Raw genomic sequence first — 15,244 nt, 5'->3', positions numbered from 1 at the left:
ATCACTGCTCCCGCAGGGCCGGGTCGGCCCACTCGAGCAGCAGCCGGCCCTGGATGCCGAACATCTCGGCGTGCTCCTCGGGCTCGGCGTGGTCGTAGCCCAGCAGGTGCAGGATGCCGTGGACGGTGAGCAGCGCCATCTCGTCGTCGCGCTCGTGGCCGGCGGCGGGAGCCTGCTGCTCGGCGACCTGCGGGCACAGGGCGATGTCGCCGAGGTAGCCCGCGTCGAGCTCCTCGTCCTCGCGGCCCGGAGTCAGCTCGTCCATCGGGAACGACAGCACGTCGGTGGGTCCCTGCTTGCCCATCCACTCGCGGTTCAGGACGGAGATGGTGTCGACGTCGACGAGCCGCAGCGTCATCTCGGTCTGGGGGTGCAGCCGCATCCGCCGCATCACGAAGCGGCACAGCGAGGTGAGCGAGGCGACGTCGACGTCGACCCCGGACTCATTGAGGACGTCGACGGTCATGCGCTCCCCCGGCGACCTCGGAGCGAGCGCGCCCGTTCGCCTCGTAGTCGTCGTACGCAGCCACGATGCGGCCCACCAGCTTGTGGCGGACGACGTCGTGGCTGGTCAGGCGGCTGAAGTGCACGTCGCGGACCTCGTCGAGGATCTGCTGCACGACCCGCAGGCCGCTGGTGGCGCCGCCGGGCAGGTCGACCTGGGTGACGTCGCCCGTGACCACCATCTTCGAGCCGAAGCCGAGACGGGTGAGGAACATCTTCATCTGCTCGGCGGTGGTGTTCTGCGCCTCGTCGAGGATGATGAACGCGTCGTTGAGCGTGCGGCCGCGCATGTACGCCAGCGGCGCCACCTCGATGACGCCCGACGTCAGCAGCTTCGGGATCGACTCGGGGTCGAGCATGTCGTGCAGCGCGTCGTACAGCGGGCGCAGGTACGGGTCGATCTTCTCGCTGAGGGTGCCCGGCAGGTAGCCGAGCCGCTCGCCGGCCTCGACGGCGGGGCGGGTCAGGATGATCCGCGTGACCTCCTTGGCCTGGAGGGCCTGGACGGCCTTGGCCATCGCGAGGTAGGTCTTGCCGGTGCCGGCGGGACCGATGCCGAACACGATCGTGTGCTCGTCGATCGCGTCGACGTACTTCTTCTGGTTGAGCGTCTTGGGCCGGATCGTGCGCCCGCGGCTGGACAGGATGTTGAGGCTCAGCACGTCGGCCGGGCGCTCCTGCGTCTCGGTGCGGAGCATGCCGATGCTGCGCTCCACGGTCTCGCCGCTGAGCGCCTGACCCGTGCGCAGGATCGTCACGAGCTCGTCGAGGAGTCGCTCGACCAGGGCGGCCTCGGAGGGCTCGCCCGTGATCGTGACCTCGTTCCCGCGCGCATGGATCTTCGCCTCGAAGGCGGACTCCATGAGGCGCAGGAACTCGTCGGCGGGCCCGAACAGGGAGACCAGGGGCACGGACGCGGGAATCGTCACCGTGTGTCGTGGCTGTGCAGTGTCGTCAGTCATACCCCTCCAGCGTAGCGTCAGGCCAGGAACAGCTTCGAGACGTCGACGCCGGCCAGCACGTGCACGTGTGCGTGGAAGACGGTCTGTCCCGCATTCGCCCCAGTGTTGAACACCAGGTTGTAGTCCTCGTACCCCTCCTGCGAGGCCACCACACGCGTCTGGGCCAGCAGCTCGGCCGCGACGGCCGGCTCCGCCGACGCGAGGGAGGCCGCGTCGCGCTCGTGCACCTTGGGCACGACGAGCACGTGCACCGGCGCCTTCGGGTTGATGTCCCGGAACGCGATCGTGTGCTCGGACTCGGCGACGACGTCGGCCGGGATCTCGCCCGCGACGATCTTGCAGAAGATGCAGTCAGCAGCCATGCGCCGACTCTAGCGACCGGCTCACTTGAAGGCGTCGCGGATGCGGCCGAAGACGCCGGAGCGCGAGTTGTGGCCCACGACCGGGTCGACGTGCTCCTCGCCGCGCGACGCGGCGAGCCTCTCGAGCAGCTCGCGCTGCTCGGCGTCGAGGTCGCGCGGGGTCTCCACCACGACGTGCACGGTGAGGTCGCCGCGGCCCGACCCGCGCAGGCGCGGGACGCCGAAGCCACGGGCCACCACGGTCTCTCCCGACTGGGTGCCCGGCGGCACCTCGATCGGGACGGAGCGCTCGGCGTCGTCGACCTCGTCGCGCTCCGCGTCGAGGGTGGGAAGGTCGATCCGGGTGCCCAGCGCCGCCGCGGTCATCGGGACCGTGATCTGGCACGCGAGGGCGTCGCCCTGGCGCGTGAAGACGGGGTGGCGGGCCACCTTGACCTCGATGTAGAGGTCGCCGGCCGGGCCACCGCCCGCGCCGACCTCACCCTCGCCGGCGAGCTGGATCCGGTTGCCGTCGTCGACGCCGGCGGGCACGTTGACCTGCAGGCTGCGGCGCGAGCGGACGCGGCCCTCGCCGTTGCACTCGCGGCAGGGGTCGGGAATGACCGTGCCGTAGCCGTGGCACGTGGGGCACGGACGCGAGGTGCGGATGTCGCCGAGCAGCGAGCGCTGGACGTGGTGGACGTTGCCGTGGCCGTGGCAGGTGCCGCACGTGACCGGCTCGGAACCCTCGTTCGCGCCGGTGCCGTCGCAGACCTCACAGGTCACCGCGGTGTCGACCTTGATCTCGCGGCTGACGCCGAACGCGGCCTCCGCGAGGGAGATCGACAGGCGCAGCAGCGCATCCTGGCCGCGCTGCACGCGCGGGCGCGGACCGCGCGAGGACGTCTGACCGAAGAACGCGTCCATGATGTCGTCGAAGCTGAAGCCCTGGCCGAAGCCGCCGCCCATGCCGCCACCGCCGGACAGCGGGTCGCCGCCGCGGTCGTAGACGGCGCGCTTCTGCGGGTCGGACAGCACCTCGTAGGCGGTGGTGACCTCCTTGAAGCGCTCGGACGCGTCGGGGGCGTCGTTGACGTCCGGGTGCAACTGGCGGGCCAGCCGGCGGTACGCCTTCTTCAGCTCCTCCGGGGTCGCCTCGCGGGACACGCCCAGCAGTTCGTAGTAGTCCAAGGTCTCTTTCTCTCTCGCAATTCCTGGGGTGGATCGCTCAGCCGTCGGCGAGGATCCGCCCGACGTAGCGGGCGACGGCGCCGACGGCGGCCATCGTGGCGGGGTAGTCCATGCGCGTCGGTCCCATGGTGCCCAGTTGGGCGAAGCTCTCGCCGTCGGGTCCGTAGTTGCTGGACACGACGGCCGTGCCCGACAGGTCGTCGCGGCCCGTCTCGCGCCCGATCCGCACGTGCGGTCCGACCGTGGCCTCACCGAGCAGGTGCAGCAGCACGACCTGCTCCTCCATCGCCTCCAGCACGGGACGGATCGCGGTGTCGAAGTCAGCGCCGAAGCGCGCGAGGTTCGCCGTGCCGCCGACCGCCACGCGCTCGTCGGAGCGCTCGTTGGAGAACGTGTTCGCCAGGGTCGTGACGATCGAGGTGACGACCGGGCGGTCGTCGGTGGCGAACGTGTCGATCAGCTCGGCCAGCCGCAGCGAGGCCTCGGGCAGCCGCTCGCCCAGCGTGGCGCGGACGATGCGCGACTTGAGGTCGCTCAGCAGGCCCTCGCCGGGGGTCTGCGCGAGCTCGACGATGCGCTGCTCGACGCGGCCGCTGCTGGTGATCACGACGATCAGCACGCGCGAGCCCTCGAGCGCGACGAGCTCCACGTGACGGACGGTGGAGCGCGTGAGCGACGGGTACTGGACGATCGCGACCTGGTTCGTCAGCTGCGCGAGGATCTTCACGCTGCGCATGACGATGTCGTCGACGTCGATGGCGCCCGAGAGGAACGTCTCGATGGCGCGGCGCTCGGCGACCGAGAGCGCCTTGACCTCGGCCAGCCGGTCGACGAACATCCGGTAGCCCTTGTCGGTGGGGATCCGGCCGGCGCTGGTGTGCGGCGCCGTGAGGTAGCCCTCGTCCTCGAGGGCCGCCATGTCGTTGCGGATCGTGGCCGACGAGACGCCGAGGCGGTGACGCTCGACGAGCGCCTTGGAGCCGACGGGCTCCTGGGTGGCGACGTAGTCCTCGACGATGGCTCGCAGGACGTTGAGCCGACGGTCCTCGATCACGCTGTCACCTCCCACGCTGCTGGCACTCGAACCTGACCAGTGCCAGTCTACCGAGGTCGTCGAGGGCGGTGCGCCTGCGCGGAGGCCGCCGGGCGGCATGGCAACCTGTCGGGGTGAGTGAGGTCTCCGTACGCCCCGACGGCGCGATCGAGGTCGCCGACGGCGGCCAGGTGCTCGTGTACACCCCCTACGCCGTGACGGCCCCCGACGGGACCACCGTCGCGCACGAGTCGCGCGGCGGGACGATGGCCGCGGTCTGGGCGAGCGCCGTGGGCGAGGCCTTCGTCGAGGTCAGCCACCTCGGCCACGGCCCGGAGGGCGGCGAGCTGGTCATGGTGGTCACCCGGCCCGGCCACTCCCCCGACGTCGCGCTGGGCGCACTCGTCACCGACGAGATCCCCGCCACCGTGCCCGAGAGCTGGCCCGCGGCGGTCGACCTGGCGATCGGGCTGATCGTGCACGACACCCTCGACAGCGGCACCAAGGACGACGTCGAGGACTTCCACCAGCGACTCCTGGGAGTGTGGTTCGGCCATGGCTGACCGCTACGGCTCCGACGTCCTCTCCGGCGACTGGCGCCGGCCCGCCCGCGGCCGCTCCACCGAGGTGGCCGCCGACACCGGCCTCGTCGTGGAGGAGGCCTCCACGGGCTTCGTCGGCGAGATCATGCGCGTCGAGCGCGACCTCGGCACGGTCCAGCTCGAGGACCGGCGCCTGCGACGCAAGGTCTTCCCGCTCGGCCCCGGCTTCCTCCTGGAGGGCAAGCCGGTCGTGCTGGTCGCCCCCACGCCGAAGGGGAAGGCCGCGCCCACCCGCACCGCCTCGGGCTCGCGGATCGCCGCCGACACCCGGGCGAAGGTCGCGCTGCCCAGCCGGATCTACGTCGAGGGCCGCCACGACGCCGAGCTCGTCGAGAAGGTCTGGGGCGACGACCTGCGCGCCGAGGGCGTGGCTGTGGAGTACCTCAACGGCATCGACGACCTGGCGGCGATCGTCCGCGACTTCTCCCCCGGTCCGAAGCGCCGGCTCGGCGTGCTCGTCGACCACCTGGTGCCCGGCTCGAAGGAGCAGCGTCTCGCCGACGAGGTCGCGCACGTGCCGCACCTGCTCGTGGTCGGGCACCCCTACGTCGACGTCTGGCAGTCGATCAAGCCGCAGCGGCTCGGCATGGACGCCTGGCCGACGATCCCGCGGAGCATCGAGTGGAAGCGCGGCATCTGCGCCCACCTGGGCTGGCCGCACGACGACCAGGCCGACATCGCGCGGGCCTGGAAGGCGATCCTCGGCCGGGTCGACTCCTGGACCGACCTCGAGCCCGCGTTCCTGGGCCGGGTCGAGGAGCTCATCGACTTCGTCACCTCGCCCTGAGCAGCTGCAGCTTCCACAGCCCCACGGAGAGCAGCCCCAGCACGAGCGGCCCCGCGATCGTGATCGTGCGCCAGATCACGAAGCCCGCCACGAGCTCGGCCTCGTCCGCGCCGGCCTCGATCGCCAGCAGGGTCGCGACGACGACCGCGTCGAGGATGCCGAGCCCCGAGAAGGGGAACAGCGTCAGCGGGTAGGCGACGAGGAAGGCCACGAGCACCTCGATGGCGGGAACCTCCGACGTGGTGACCCCGACGAACCGCAGCGACGCGACGATCAGCGTCGCATCGACGACGACCATCGCCACGAGGGCGAGTACCGAGCGCGGCAGTGCCCACGGGACGCGGTCGACGACGCGCCCGCGGAAGTCCGCCGCCCAGGCAGCCCACGCCTCGGGGTCGACCCCGTGGCGCATCCGTCCGACGAACCGTGCCAGCCGGCGGGCGAAACCCACCGTGAACGCCTCGCCGCGGAACGCCAGCCACACGACGGCCAGGAGTGCGGCACTCACCGAACCGCTCAGGACGGCGGGGACGAACTCGCCGAGGTAGAACGTGCCGAGGCCGAGCATCAGCGCGATCCCCAGCAGCGGCGCGCCGAATCGCACCACGTAGAACGTCACGGTGTTCATGACGGTGCCGGCCAGGCCCGCCGGCGCCGGGATCCCCCAGGACCCGAACATCGCCAGCCGCAGCACGACGTCGGAGGGCGGAGGGGCGACCGTGGTCATCAGGATGGCCGCCTGGTCGTTCTGCATGGCCCTGATCGGCGGACACCCCGGGATGAACAGGGCGAGCGGCAGGGCATTGAGGAACTGGCGCACCAGCAGCCCGATCACGAGGACGGCGAACTGCCACGGCGCGAGCTGGGCGATCGCGGTGCGGACCTGCTCCCAGTCGATGTCGCCCAGCAGCCCGCGGATCACCACGACGATGACCGTCAGCAGGACCGCGACCAGGCCGAGCCGCACCCAGCGTCGGCGCGCTCCTGACTCCTCAGGCATCGAGCGGGTCGCGGATGATCGGGCACGTCATGCAGTGCCCGCCCCCGCGGCCGCGGCCGAGCTCGGCTCCGACGATCTCGATCACCTCGATGCCGGCCTTGCGCAGCAGCGAGTTCGTGTGGGTGTTGCGGTCGTAGGCGATGACGACGCCCGGCTCGAGCGCGACGAGGTTGTTGCCGCTGTCCCACTGCTGGCGCTCGGTGTCGTACTCGCTGCCGCCGGTCTCGACGATCTGGAACTTCTCGACCCCGAGCGCCTCGGCGACGACGTCCACGAACAGCGCGTCCTCGTGGTCGATGACCTCGATGCCGGGCAGTCCCTCGCCGGGCAGGATCGTGAACGCGTGGATTGTGTTGACGATCTCGGGGTAGATCGTGACGACGTCGCGGTCGGCGAACGTGAAGACGGTGTCGAGGTGCATGGCGGCGCGCAGCTTCGGCATGCCGGCGACGATGACCTTCTCGGCCGCACCCTGGTCGAACAGGGCCTTCGCCAGCTGGGTGATGCCCTGGCGCGACGAGCGCTCGCTCATCCCGACCAGCACGACGCCGTTGCCCGGGACGAGCACGTCACCGCCCTCGACCGTGGCGGTCCCCCAGTTCTCCTCGGGGTCGCCCCACCAGACCTTCGACCCGGCGAACTCGGGGTGGAACTCGTAGATGGCCTTCATCAGGAGCGTCTCGTCCTTGCGGGCCGCCCAGTACAGCGGGTTCAGCGTCAGGCCGCCGTGTACCCAGCACGTGGTGTCGCGCGTGTACAGCGTGTTCGGCAGCGGAGGCATGAGGTACTCGTGGCCGCCGTGCGCCTCGCGGACGAGGGCGCGGTAGCCCGGCGCCAGCTCGCGCGGGAGGTCACGGGTGGACAGGCCGCCGATGAGGAACTTCGTCAGCTCGTCGGCCGGCAGCTCGTCGAGGTAGCCGCGGGTCTCCTCCACGAGGCCGATGCCGACCTCGTTCGCCACGATCTTGCGGTCGAGCAGCCAGGCTCGCGCGGTGCGGTCGGCCATCGTCGCGGAGAGCACGTCGTGCAGCTCGACCACGTCGATCTCGCGCTCGCGCATCTTGTCGACGAAGTCCAGGTGGTCGCGCTGGGCGTTCTGCACCCACAGGACGTCGTCGAACAGCAGGTCGTCGCAGTTCGAGGGCGTCAGCCGCTCGTGCGCCAGTCCGGGCGCGCAGACGAGCACCTTGCGGAGGCGGCCGACTTCGGAGTGGACGCCGTAGGCGTCGGAGGGCTGCGTCATGAGACTCCTTCGGGACGTGGGATCACACGGTGATCCCGCCGGTGAGCAGTTGGTAGAGGGCGACCACCGCACCGATGGCGATGACCACGAACAACGCCAGCTCGGCCGGGGTGAACACCCGCAGGCGGCGCTCGCGGCGCGCGACGACGAACAGCACCGCGGCGGGCGCGTAGACCAGGCACGAGAGCAGCAGGAACTCCAGCCCCGCCGCGATGAACAGGAAGATCGCGTACGCGGAGGCGACGGCGGCGAACACCAGGTGCTTGCGCCGCTCGGCGGAGTCCTCCGCCTCGTACGTCTCGCCGCTCAGTGCGAGCTTCAGCGCGTACGCCGCCGCCAGCAGGTAGGGCACGAGCGCGAGACTCGTGGTGAGGTCCAGCATGAAGTCCAACGAGTCCTCGATGAACAGCGTCAGGGCCAGCAGCACCTGAACGCCGATCGACGTCGCGACCAGCGCGGCGATGGGGGTGCCCGCAGCGTTCTCCCGACCGAGGAACCTGGGCATGTCGTCGCTGCGGGCCGGGATGAACACGACCTCCGCCGCCATCAGCGTCCACGCCAGGTAGGCACCGAGAACCGACACGATGACGCCGATGCTGATGAACCACTTGCCCCACGGGCCGACGGCCTGCTCGAACAGCCCGATCATCGACGGCTGAGGGGTCCCCACGATCTCTGCCTGGCTGAAGGCGCCGTAGGAGACCATGGTCACGAGCGAGAAGATCGCGAGGACGCTGAGGAACCCCAGCACCGTCGCGCGGCCGACGTCCTCGCGTCGCTGCGCGTAGCGGGAGTAGACGCTGGCGCCCTCGATCCCGATGAACACGAAGGTCGTGATGATCATCGTGTTCTTGACCTGCTCGGTGAGGGTGCCCAGATCGTCGTAGGCGAAGAAGTTGTCGCTGAAGACGCCTGCGTCGAACTGGAAGCCCAGCACGACGATGAACGTCAGGATCGGGATGACCTTGCAGATCGTGACGATCCGGTTGATGACCGCCGCGTCACGCACGCCCCGGGCGATGAGGTAGTGGAACACCCACACGCCCATGGTCGACACCGCCACGGCCAGCAGCGTGTCGCCCTCCCCGAACTCGGGGAAGAAGAAGCCGATCGTCGCCGTGATGAAGATCCAGTAGAACGCGTTGCCCGCCATCGTGCTGGCCCAGAAGCCCACGGCGGAGTTGAAGCCGGCGTAGTCCCCGAAGCCCGCCTTGGCGTAGATGAACACGCCGGAGTCCAGCTCGGGCTTGCGGATCGCGAGGGTCTGGAAGCAGAACGCGAGCATGAGCATCCCGGTGCCGGCGACGGTCCACGCGATCAGCGCACCGGCGACGCCGGTGGCCGTGCCGAAGCGGGCCGGGAGCCCAAAGACGCCGGCGCCCACCATGGACCCGATGACCATGGCCGTGAGGACCGGGCGGCTGACCTTGCCGGTCGACCCGCCCTGGGCGGTGGTGACCTCCGTGTCCCCCATGCGCTGAACGTAGCGCAGTGCGACGTCCGCCGAACAGGTCTCACGCGCCGCCGACGGCCTCCAGGACCACGCGGTCGGCCATCAGCCGACCTGAACGTGTGAGCACGACGCGGTCCCCGAGCGGCTCGAGCCAGCCCGCCTCGATGAAGCGGTCGACGTCGCCCAGCAGGGCCGGCTCGATCCCTTCGGCCAGCCGGATGCGCAGCATCACGTCCTCGAGGTGTCGGGCCTGTGCATCGGGCCGCTCGCCGTCGGCGCGCGGCGAGTTCCCCGCGGCGAGGCGCTGGGCGTAGGCGGCGGGGTGCTTGACGTTCCACCAGCGCTCGCCGTCGACGAAGGAGTGGGCGCCCGGGCCGACGCCCCACCACTCGCCGCCGTTCCAGTAGCCCACGTTGTGACGGCACTGCGCCGCCTCGTCGCGAGCCCAGTTCGACAGCTCGTACCAGCTCAGGCCGGCCGCCTCGAGCAGGTCGTCGGCGAGCAGGTACTTGTCGGCGGTCTCGTCGTCGTCGGGCATGACCACCTCGCCGCGGCGCACCTTGCGCGCGAACGCGGTGCCGGCCTCGACGATCAGGGCGTAGGCGCTGATGTGGTCGGGCTCCATCTCCAGGGCCGACTCGACGGTGTGGCGCCAGTCGTCCATCGACTCCGACGGCGTGCCGTAGATCAGGTCGAGGCTGACCTGCTCGAAGCCGGCCTCGCGGGCCCACGCCACGGCCTGCGGGACGCGCTCGGGATCGTGGGTGCGGTCGAGCACCGAGAGCACGTGCCGCACGGCCGACTGCATGCCGAAGGAGATCCGGGTGAACCCGCCCTCGCGCAGCTCGGCCAACGACTGCGGAGAGACGCTGTCGGGGTTGGCCTCGGTGGTGACCTCGGCGCCCGGTGCGAGCCCGAGGCGGTCGTCGACGGAGCGCAGGAAGCGCACGAGGTCGCCCGCGGCCACCTGCGACGGCGTGCCGCCGCCCACGAACACCGTGTCCACGGTGCGCTCGGGCACGAGGGCCAGCTCGCTCAGCGCCGCCTCGATGTAGGTCGACCGGGAGGCGCCGACGACGTCCGGCCCGCCGAGCTCGTCGGCGGTGTACGTGTTGAAGTCGCAGTAGCCGCACCGCACGGAGCAGAACGGCACGTGCAGGTAGATGCCGAACGCCACGTCCCCAGCGTACGGGGCGGCCCCGCGGTCAGGCCCCGGCGTAGAACCCGTCGAGGACGTCGGAGTAGCGGTCCTCCACGACGCGCCGCTTCACTTTCATGCTCGGCGTGATCTCGCCGGACTCGATCGACAGGTCATGGTCCAGCACGGCCCACTTCTTGATCGTCTCCCACGGGTTGAGCTTGGCGTTGAGCTCCTCGATGTCCTGCGCGATCTGCTGCTGGATCCCCGGCGAGGAGACGATCTCCTGGTAGGACTTGCCCTCCATGCCGTGGTTCGCGGCCCAGGCGTCGACCGCGTCGGGGTCGAGCGTGATGAGCGCCGAGCAGAACTTGCGGTCGTTGCCGTGGACCACCATTTGGCTGGCCAGCGGGCAGACCGCCTTGAACGCGCCCTCGATGTGCGACGGCGCGACGTACTTGCCGCCCGACGTCTTGAACAGGTCCTTCTTGCGGTCGGTGATCCGCAGGTAGCCGTCGGCGTCGAACTCGCCGATGTCGCCCGTCGCGAGCCAGCCGTCGTCGACCAGCGCGGACGCGGACTCGGAGTCCAGGTTGTGGTAGCCACGCATGACGCCGGGGCCCTTGATGAGGATCTCGCCGTCGGTCGCGATCTTGACCTCGGTACCCGGGAAGGGTCGACCGACGGTGCCGATGCGGTAGTCGTCGGGGTGGCCGACGACGGCACCGGCCGAGGTCTCGGTGAGGCCGTAGCCCTCGAGCACGAGGATGCCCGCGGCGTGGAACCACTCGGCGATGTCGGTGGACAGCGCCGCGGCCCCGGAGATGAAGAAGCGGACCCGGCCGCCGAAGCGGTCGCGGACCTTGGAGAAGACCAGCTTGTCGGCGAGGGCGTGCTGCGCCTTGAGCGGCAGCGGCACGGGCTTGCCGGCCCGCTCGAGGCGCGACTTCTGCAGGCCGACGCGCTCGGCCCAGTGGAAGAGCTTGAGCTTGGCGCCGCCCTCCTCCTCCATCATGCCGACGATGCGGCCGTAGGCCTTCTCGAAGATGCGCGGCGCGGCGCCCATGAAGGTGGGCCTCACGACGGCGAGGTTCTCCACGATCTTCGGCACGCGGCCGTCGACCGCGCACGGGAACCCGACGGCGAGCTGCGTCGTGAGCAGCACCTTGCCGAACGAGTGCGCCATGGGCAGCCAGCGGTACTCGAGGTCGTCGATCGTGAGCAGGCCCGGCGCGGCGACGGCGGCACCCTCGTAGGTCCAGCAGTCGTGGACGAGGCGGACGCCCTTGGGTCGTCCGGTGGTGCCTGACGTGTAGATCAGGGTGGCCAGCGACTCGGGTCCGGTCGCGGCGATGCGCTCCTGCACGACGCCCGGGTGGTCGGCGAGGTACTTCTCGCCCTGGGCGAGGAGGTCGTCGAGCGAGATCACCCAGTCGCCGTCGGTCTCGCCCTCGAAGGCGACGACCTTCATGACCTGCGGCAGCTCGGATCGGCCGTCGCGCAGCTTCGCGACCTGGGCGTCGTCCTCGGCGAACACGACGCGACTGTCGGAGTCGGACAGGATGTAGACGACGTCAGGAGTGACGGTGCTCGGGTAGACCGTGGTGGTCGCCGCGCCGGCGGAGTTGATCGCCAGGTCGGCCAGGATCCACTCGATGCGGGTGCCGGACGCGATCGCGACCCGCTCCTCGGGCTCGATGCCCAGCGCGACGAGGCCCGCCGCGAGCTTCGAGACCTGCTCGCCGGCCTGGTTCCAGGTCAGCGAGTGCCAGCTCTCGTCGGCATCGGGGTAGCGGAACGCCTCGCGAGGCCCGGAGGCCTCGACGCGGCCGAAGAACAGCTCGCCGACGTTGCGAGCGCGGTTCTGGACGATCAAGAGCTGGTCGGCTTCGGAAACAGCCATTGGAGTTCTCCCAGGGACGGATGGCAAGCGTGTGATGCAGGTCACCCTATACGTGCGGAGGGCCCCGTTACCGCTCAGTCACGAAATCACCCCGGGCGCGGCACCGCCCACCCTGTGCGGGCAGCGGAGCGGCGGGCGAGCGGCTCAGCTCTGCTTGGTGTCGCCGGTGGAGAGCGCGGCGATGAAGGCCTCCTGGGGGACCTCGACGCGGCCGACCATCTTCATGCGCTTCTTGCCCTCCTTCTGCTTCTCCAGCAGCTTGCGCTTGCGGCTGATGTCGCCGCCGTAGCACTTGGCGAGCACGTCCTTGCGGATCGCGCGGATGTTCTCGCGGGCGATGATCCGGGCGCCGATGGCGGCCTGGATCGGCACCTCGAACTGCTGGCGCGGGATGAGCTCCTTGAGCTTGCCGGCCAGGGCGACGCCGTACGAGTACGCGCTGTCGCGGTGCACGATCGCGCTGAAGGCGTCCACGGGCTCGCCCTGGAGCAGGATGTCGACCTTCACGAGGTCGGCGGCCTGCTCGCCGGACAGCTCGTAGTTGAGCGAGGCGTAGCCCTTCGTGCGCGACTTCAGCGCGTCGAAGAAGTCGAACATGATCTCGCCCATGGGCAGCGTGTAGCGGATCTCGACGCGGTCGTCGGAGAGGTAGTCCATGCCGCCGAGCTGGCCGCGCCGCGCCTGGCACAGCTCCATGATCGTGCCGATGTAGTCCGACGGCGCGAGGATCGTGGCGGACACGATGGGCTCGTAGACCTCGGAGATCTTGCCGGCGTTCGGGTACTCGCTCGGGTTCGTGACGGTGTGCTCGCTGCCGTCCTCGAGCTTCACCCGGTAGACGACGTTCGGCGCGGTCGAGATGAGGTCGAGGTTGAACTCGCGCTCGAGCCGCTCGCGCACGATCTCGAGGTGGAGCAGGCCTAGGAATCCGATGCGGAAGCCGAAGCCGAGCGCGCCGGAGGACTCGGGCTCGTAGACGAGCGCGGCGTCGTTGAGCTGGAGCTTCTCCAGCGCGTCGCGCAGGGTGGCGAAGTCGTCGCCGTCGATCGGGTACAGGCCGGAGAACACCATCGGGTTCGGGTGCTGGTAGCCGCCCAGCGGCTCGGCGGCGGGCTTGGTGGCCGAGGTCACCGTGTCGCCCACGCGGCTCTGGCGGACCTCCTTCACCCCGGTGATGAGGTAGCCGACCTCGCCGACGCCGAGGTGGTCGGCCTTCACGGGCTCGGGGCTGATGACGCCGACCTCGAGCATCTCGTGCACCGCGCCGGTGGACATCATCTTGATCCGGTCGCGGTGGCTGAGCTTGCCGTCGATCACGCGGACGTAGGTGACGACGCCGCGGTACGTGTCGTAGACGGAGTCGAAGATCAGCGCGCGCGGCGGACCGTCGGGGTCGCCCTGGGGCGGCGGCACCTCGTCGACGATGAGGTTCAGCAGCGCCTCGACGCCCTGGCCCGTCTTCGCCGAGACCCGCAGCACGTCGTCGGGCTCGCCACCGATGATCCCGGCGATCTCGGCGGCGTACTTCTCCGGCTGCGCGCCGGGCAGGTCGATCTTGTTCAGCACGGGGATGATGTGCAGGTCCGCGTCCATCGCCAGGTAGAGGTTCGCCAGCGTCTGGGCCTCGATGCCCTGAGCGGCGTCGACCAGCAGGATCGCGCCCTCGCACGCCTCCAGGGACCGGCTCACCTCGTAGGTGAAGTCCACGTGCCCGGGGGTGTCGATCATGTTGAGGATGTAGGTCGTGCCGTCGTCGTCACCGTCGGACTTGGTGAACGGCATCCGCACGGCCTGGCTCTTGATCGTGATGCCGCGCTCGCGCTCGATGTCCATCCGGTCGAGGTACTGCGCGCGCGCGGCGCGCGCATCGACGACGCCGGTGAGCTGGAGCATCCGGTCGGCGAGGGTCGACTTGCCGTGGTCGATGTGCGCGATGATGCAGAAGTTCCGCAGCAGTTCGGGCGGAGTCGACCCCACGGTGGGGGCAGGAGTGGAGCGCGTCATGGTGAGGTCCATTGTCCACGACCCGGGCACAGGTCGTGACCAGCGATCATCGCCAGGCGTATGCGATGACGACGTTGACCACGACCAGGGCTGCGACGACGTGGCCCCAGGGGTTCGGGGCGGGCAGCTTCTGCTTCATGAACGCGAGCGCCGTGGCGACCGCCGCGATGACGAGCTTGACGCCGACCTTGGCGTTGTTCGGGTCGTGCACGGCCTCGCTGGCCGAGCCGATCCCGGTGAGCACGATGCCGATCACCAGGGCCGTGGCGACGGCGTGCGCCATGCCCTTGGGGACCCGCGGGGCGCGGAGCGACATGGCCCACAGGACGAGGGCCGCGACCCAGCACGCGATGTGGACCCAGACGAGGATGTCGTAGAAGAGCTGCACGACCCGAGCGTACGAGACCGAGCGGATTTGAGGACCGGGTGCTCCCGCTGGTAGCATTGACGATTGCGTGTCCAGCCCACCGTACGACGGGCTCGGACGCGACCAAGACTTCTCATCACCGGAACGACGAAAGAACAGGTTTGCCGTGGCGAACATCAAGTCGCAGATCAAGCGCAACCGGCAGAACGAGGCCGCGCGCGAGCGCAACAAGTCCGTGCGCTCCGCGCTGAAGACGGCCGTTCGCCGCTTCCAGGAGGCCGTCGAGGCCGGCAACACCGACGAGGCCAAGAGCCTCGCCGCCGACACCGCGAAGAAGCTCGACAAGGCTGCTTCGAAGGGTGTCATCCACAAGAACCAGGCCGCGAACCGCAAGTCCGCGATCGCCAAGAAGGCCGCCTCGCTCTGATCTTCACGACAACGCCCCGCACCTGATGGTGCGGGGCGTTTTCGCGTTTGTCTACGACGTGCGGGCGCGAGCCACGGCGATGTCGATGATCATCCGCTCGACGGCGTGGCCGGGCTCGGCCGAGCCGCCCTTGACCTGCAGGTCGGCGTGGGCGACGGCGTCGAGCGCCTGCCGCAGCGAGGCCTCGCTCCAGCCGCGAGCGCTCTGGCGCAGCGAGCGGATCTTGAACGGCGGTGCGCCCACCTCGCGCGCCAGGTCGGCGTCGCGCAGGCCGGGATCGGCGGGGGGG

Annotated in this window: 15 protein-coding genes and 1 pseudogene; 3 read left to right on the top strand and 13 right to left on the bottom strand. The window is 70.1% G+C overall.

Annotation, left to right across the window (positions count from 1 at the left end):
- Window position 1: 1 nt before the first annotated feature.
- The 5 genes from ybeY to hrcA are packed head-to-tail and all read right to left on the bottom strand — an operon-like array spanning window position 2 to window position 4,052.
- Entirely contained in the window at window positions 2-466 is a 465-nt protein-coding gene (gene ybeY, locus B2363_RS08565; protein WP_181755297.1) for an rRNA maturation RNase YbeY, read from the bottom strand.
- Window positions 444-1,466, bottom strand: coding sequence for a PhoH family protein (locus tag B2363_RS08560; RefSeq protein ID WP_286929635.1), 1,023 nt, complete (start codon window positions 1,464-1,466; stop codon window positions 444-446). The genes ybeY and B2363_RS08560 overlap by 23 nt, the downstream gene beginning before the upstream one ends.
- A 17-nt stretch (window positions 1,467-1,483) precedes the next feature.
- Window positions 1,484-1,828: a histidine triad nucleotide-binding protein gene (locus B2363_RS08555; RefSeq protein WP_286929634.1), complete on the bottom strand. Its 345-nt coding sequence runs from the start codon at window positions 1,826-1,828 to the stop codon at window positions 1,484-1,486.
- A gap of 21 nt (window positions 1,829-1,849) precedes the next feature.
- A complete protein-coding gene (gene dnaJ, locus B2363_RS08550; RefSeq protein WP_286929633.1) occupies window positions 1,850-2,998 on the bottom strand; it encodes a molecular chaperone DnaJ in 1,149 nt (382 codons plus the stop codon).
- Window positions 2,999-3,035: 37 nt separating this feature from the next.
- Complete coding sequence (hrcA, locus tag B2363_RS08545; RefSeq protein WP_181755293.1) at window positions 3,036-4,052, bottom strand: heat-inducible transcriptional repressor HrcA; 1,017 nt, start codon at window positions 4,050-4,052, stop codon at window positions 3,036-3,038.
- 113 nt (window positions 4,053-4,165) lie between these two features.
- Here hrcA and B2363_RS08540 point away from each other — a divergent pair, with 113 nt between their 5' ends.
- Entirely contained in the window at window positions 4,166-4,594 is a 429-nt protein-coding gene (locus tag B2363_RS08540) for a hypothetical protein (protein ID WP_286929632.1), read from the top strand.
- The gene (locus B2363_RS08535) at window positions 4,587-5,420 is read left to right on the top strand and encodes a DUF3097 domain-containing protein (RefSeq protein ID WP_181755291.1); all 834 of its coding nucleotides are present in this window, start codon (window positions 4,587-4,589) and stop codon (window positions 5,418-5,420) included. The genes B2363_RS08540 and B2363_RS08535 overlap by 8 nt, the downstream gene beginning before the upstream one ends.
- Here the strand turns inward: B2363_RS08535 and B2363_RS08530 are convergent.
- The 7 genes from B2363_RS08530 to B2363_RS08500 all read right to left on the bottom strand — a co-directional run bounded on the left by B2363_RS08530 (window position 5,407) and on the right by B2363_RS08500 (window position 14,549).
- Complete coding sequence (locus tag B2363_RS08530) at window positions 5,407-6,420, bottom strand: lysylphosphatidylglycerol synthase domain-containing protein (protein WP_286929631.1); 1,014 nt, start codon at window positions 6,418-6,420, stop codon at window positions 5,407-5,409. The genes B2363_RS08535 and B2363_RS08530 overlap by 14 nt on opposite strands.
- Window positions 6,413-7,663 (bottom strand): arginine deiminase, encoded by a 1,251-nt coding sequence (locus B2363_RS08525; protein ID WP_286929630.1) that lies wholly within the window; start codon window positions 7,661-7,663, stop codon window positions 6,413-6,415. The genes B2363_RS08530 and B2363_RS08525 overlap by 8 nt, the downstream gene beginning before the upstream one ends.
- 22 nt (window positions 7,664-7,685) lie before the next feature.
- Window positions 7,686-9,137: a basic amino acid/polyamine antiporter gene (locus tag B2363_RS08520; RefSeq protein ID WP_286929629.1), complete on the bottom strand. Its 1,452-nt coding sequence runs from the start codon at window positions 9,135-9,137 to the stop codon at window positions 7,686-7,688.
- A 40-nt stretch (window positions 9,138-9,177) separates the two neighbouring features.
- On the bottom strand, window positions 9,178-10,293 hold the full coding sequence (gene hemW / locus B2363_RS08515; protein ID WP_286929628.1) for a radical SAM family heme chaperone HemW: 1,116 nt from the start codon (window positions 10,291-10,293) through the stop codon (window positions 9,178-9,180).
- A gap of 28 nt (window positions 10,294-10,321) precedes the next feature.
- On the bottom strand, window positions 10,322-12,157 hold the full coding sequence (locus B2363_RS08510) for an AMP-dependent synthetase/ligase (RefSeq protein WP_181755286.1): 1,836 nt from the start codon (window positions 12,155-12,157) through the stop codon (window positions 10,322-10,324).
- 144 nt (window positions 12,158-12,301) lie between these two features.
- Window positions 12,302-14,161, bottom strand: a complete 1,860-nt coding sequence (gene lepA, locus B2363_RS08505; RefSeq protein WP_181755285.1) for a translation elongation factor 4 — start codon at window positions 14,159-14,161, stop codon at window positions 12,302-12,304.
- Window positions 14,162-14,207: 46 nt separating this feature from the next.
- Window positions 14,208-14,549: a hypothetical protein gene (locus B2363_RS08500; protein ID WP_078698621.1), complete on the bottom strand. Its 342-nt coding sequence runs from the start codon at window positions 14,547-14,549 to the stop codon at window positions 14,208-14,210.
- 145 nt (window positions 14,550-14,694) lie between these two features.
- Here B2363_RS08500 and rpsT point away from each other — a divergent pair, with 145 nt between their 5' ends.
- Entirely contained in the window at window positions 14,695-14,955 is a 261-nt protein-coding gene (rpsT, locus tag B2363_RS08495) for a 30S ribosomal protein S20 (RefSeq protein ID WP_286929627.1), read from the top strand.
- A gap of 51 nt (window positions 14,956-15,006) precedes the next feature.
- Here rpsT and B2363_RS08490 read toward each other — a convergent pair.
- A pseudogene (locus B2363_RS08490) lies at window positions 15,007-15,244 on the bottom strand (DNA polymerase III subunit delta); the annotation flags it as partial.

Source organism: Aeromicrobium sp. UBA7512 (assembly GCF_002476985.1).
In the GTDB taxonomy this organism is placed as follows: domain Bacteria; phylum Actinomycetota; class Actinomycetes; order Propionibacteriales; family Nocardioidaceae; genus Aeromicrobium; species Aeromicrobium phoceense.
Note: the sequence above shows the minus strand (reverse complement) of the source record. Positions and strands in the feature narration are given on the sequence as shown.

Bases quoted from the DNA above. Each gene is read 5' to 3' on its own strand.
- B2363_RS08525 (WP_286929630.1), bottom strand. From the start codon at position 7,663: ATGACGCAGCCCTCCGACGCCTACGGCGTCCACTCCGAAGTCGGCCGC.
- B2363_RS08530 (WP_286929631.1), bottom strand. From the start codon at position 6,420: ATGCCTGAGGAGTCAGGAGCGCGCCGACGCTGGGTGCGGCTCGGCCTG.
- B2363_RS08510 (WP_181755286.1), bottom strand. From the start codon at position 12,157: ATGGCTGTTTCCGAAGCCGACCAGCTCTTGATCGTCCAGAACCGCGCT.
- B2363_RS08520 (WP_286929629.1), bottom strand. From the start codon at position 9,137: ATGGGGGACACGGAGGTCACCACCGCCCAGGGCGGGTCGACCGGCAAG.
- lepA (WP_181755285.1), bottom strand. From the start codon at position 14,161: ATGACGCGCTCCACTCCTGCCCCCACCGTGGGGTCGACTCCGCCCGAA.
- B2363_RS08535 (WP_181755291.1), top strand. From the start codon at position 4,587: ATGGCTGACCGCTACGGCTCCGACGTCCTCTCCGGCGACTGGCGCCGG.
- ybeY (WP_181755297.1), bottom strand. From the start codon at position 466: ATGACCGTCGACGTCCTCAATGAGTCCGGGGTCGACGTCGACGTCGCC.
- B2363_RS08555 (WP_286929634.1), bottom strand. From the start codon at position 1,828: ATGGCTGCTGACTGCATCTTCTGCAAGATCGTCGCGGGCGAGATCCCG.
- B2363_RS08560 (WP_286929635.1), bottom strand. From the start codon at position 1,466: ATGACTGACGACACTGCACAGCCACGACACACGGTGACGATTCCCGCG.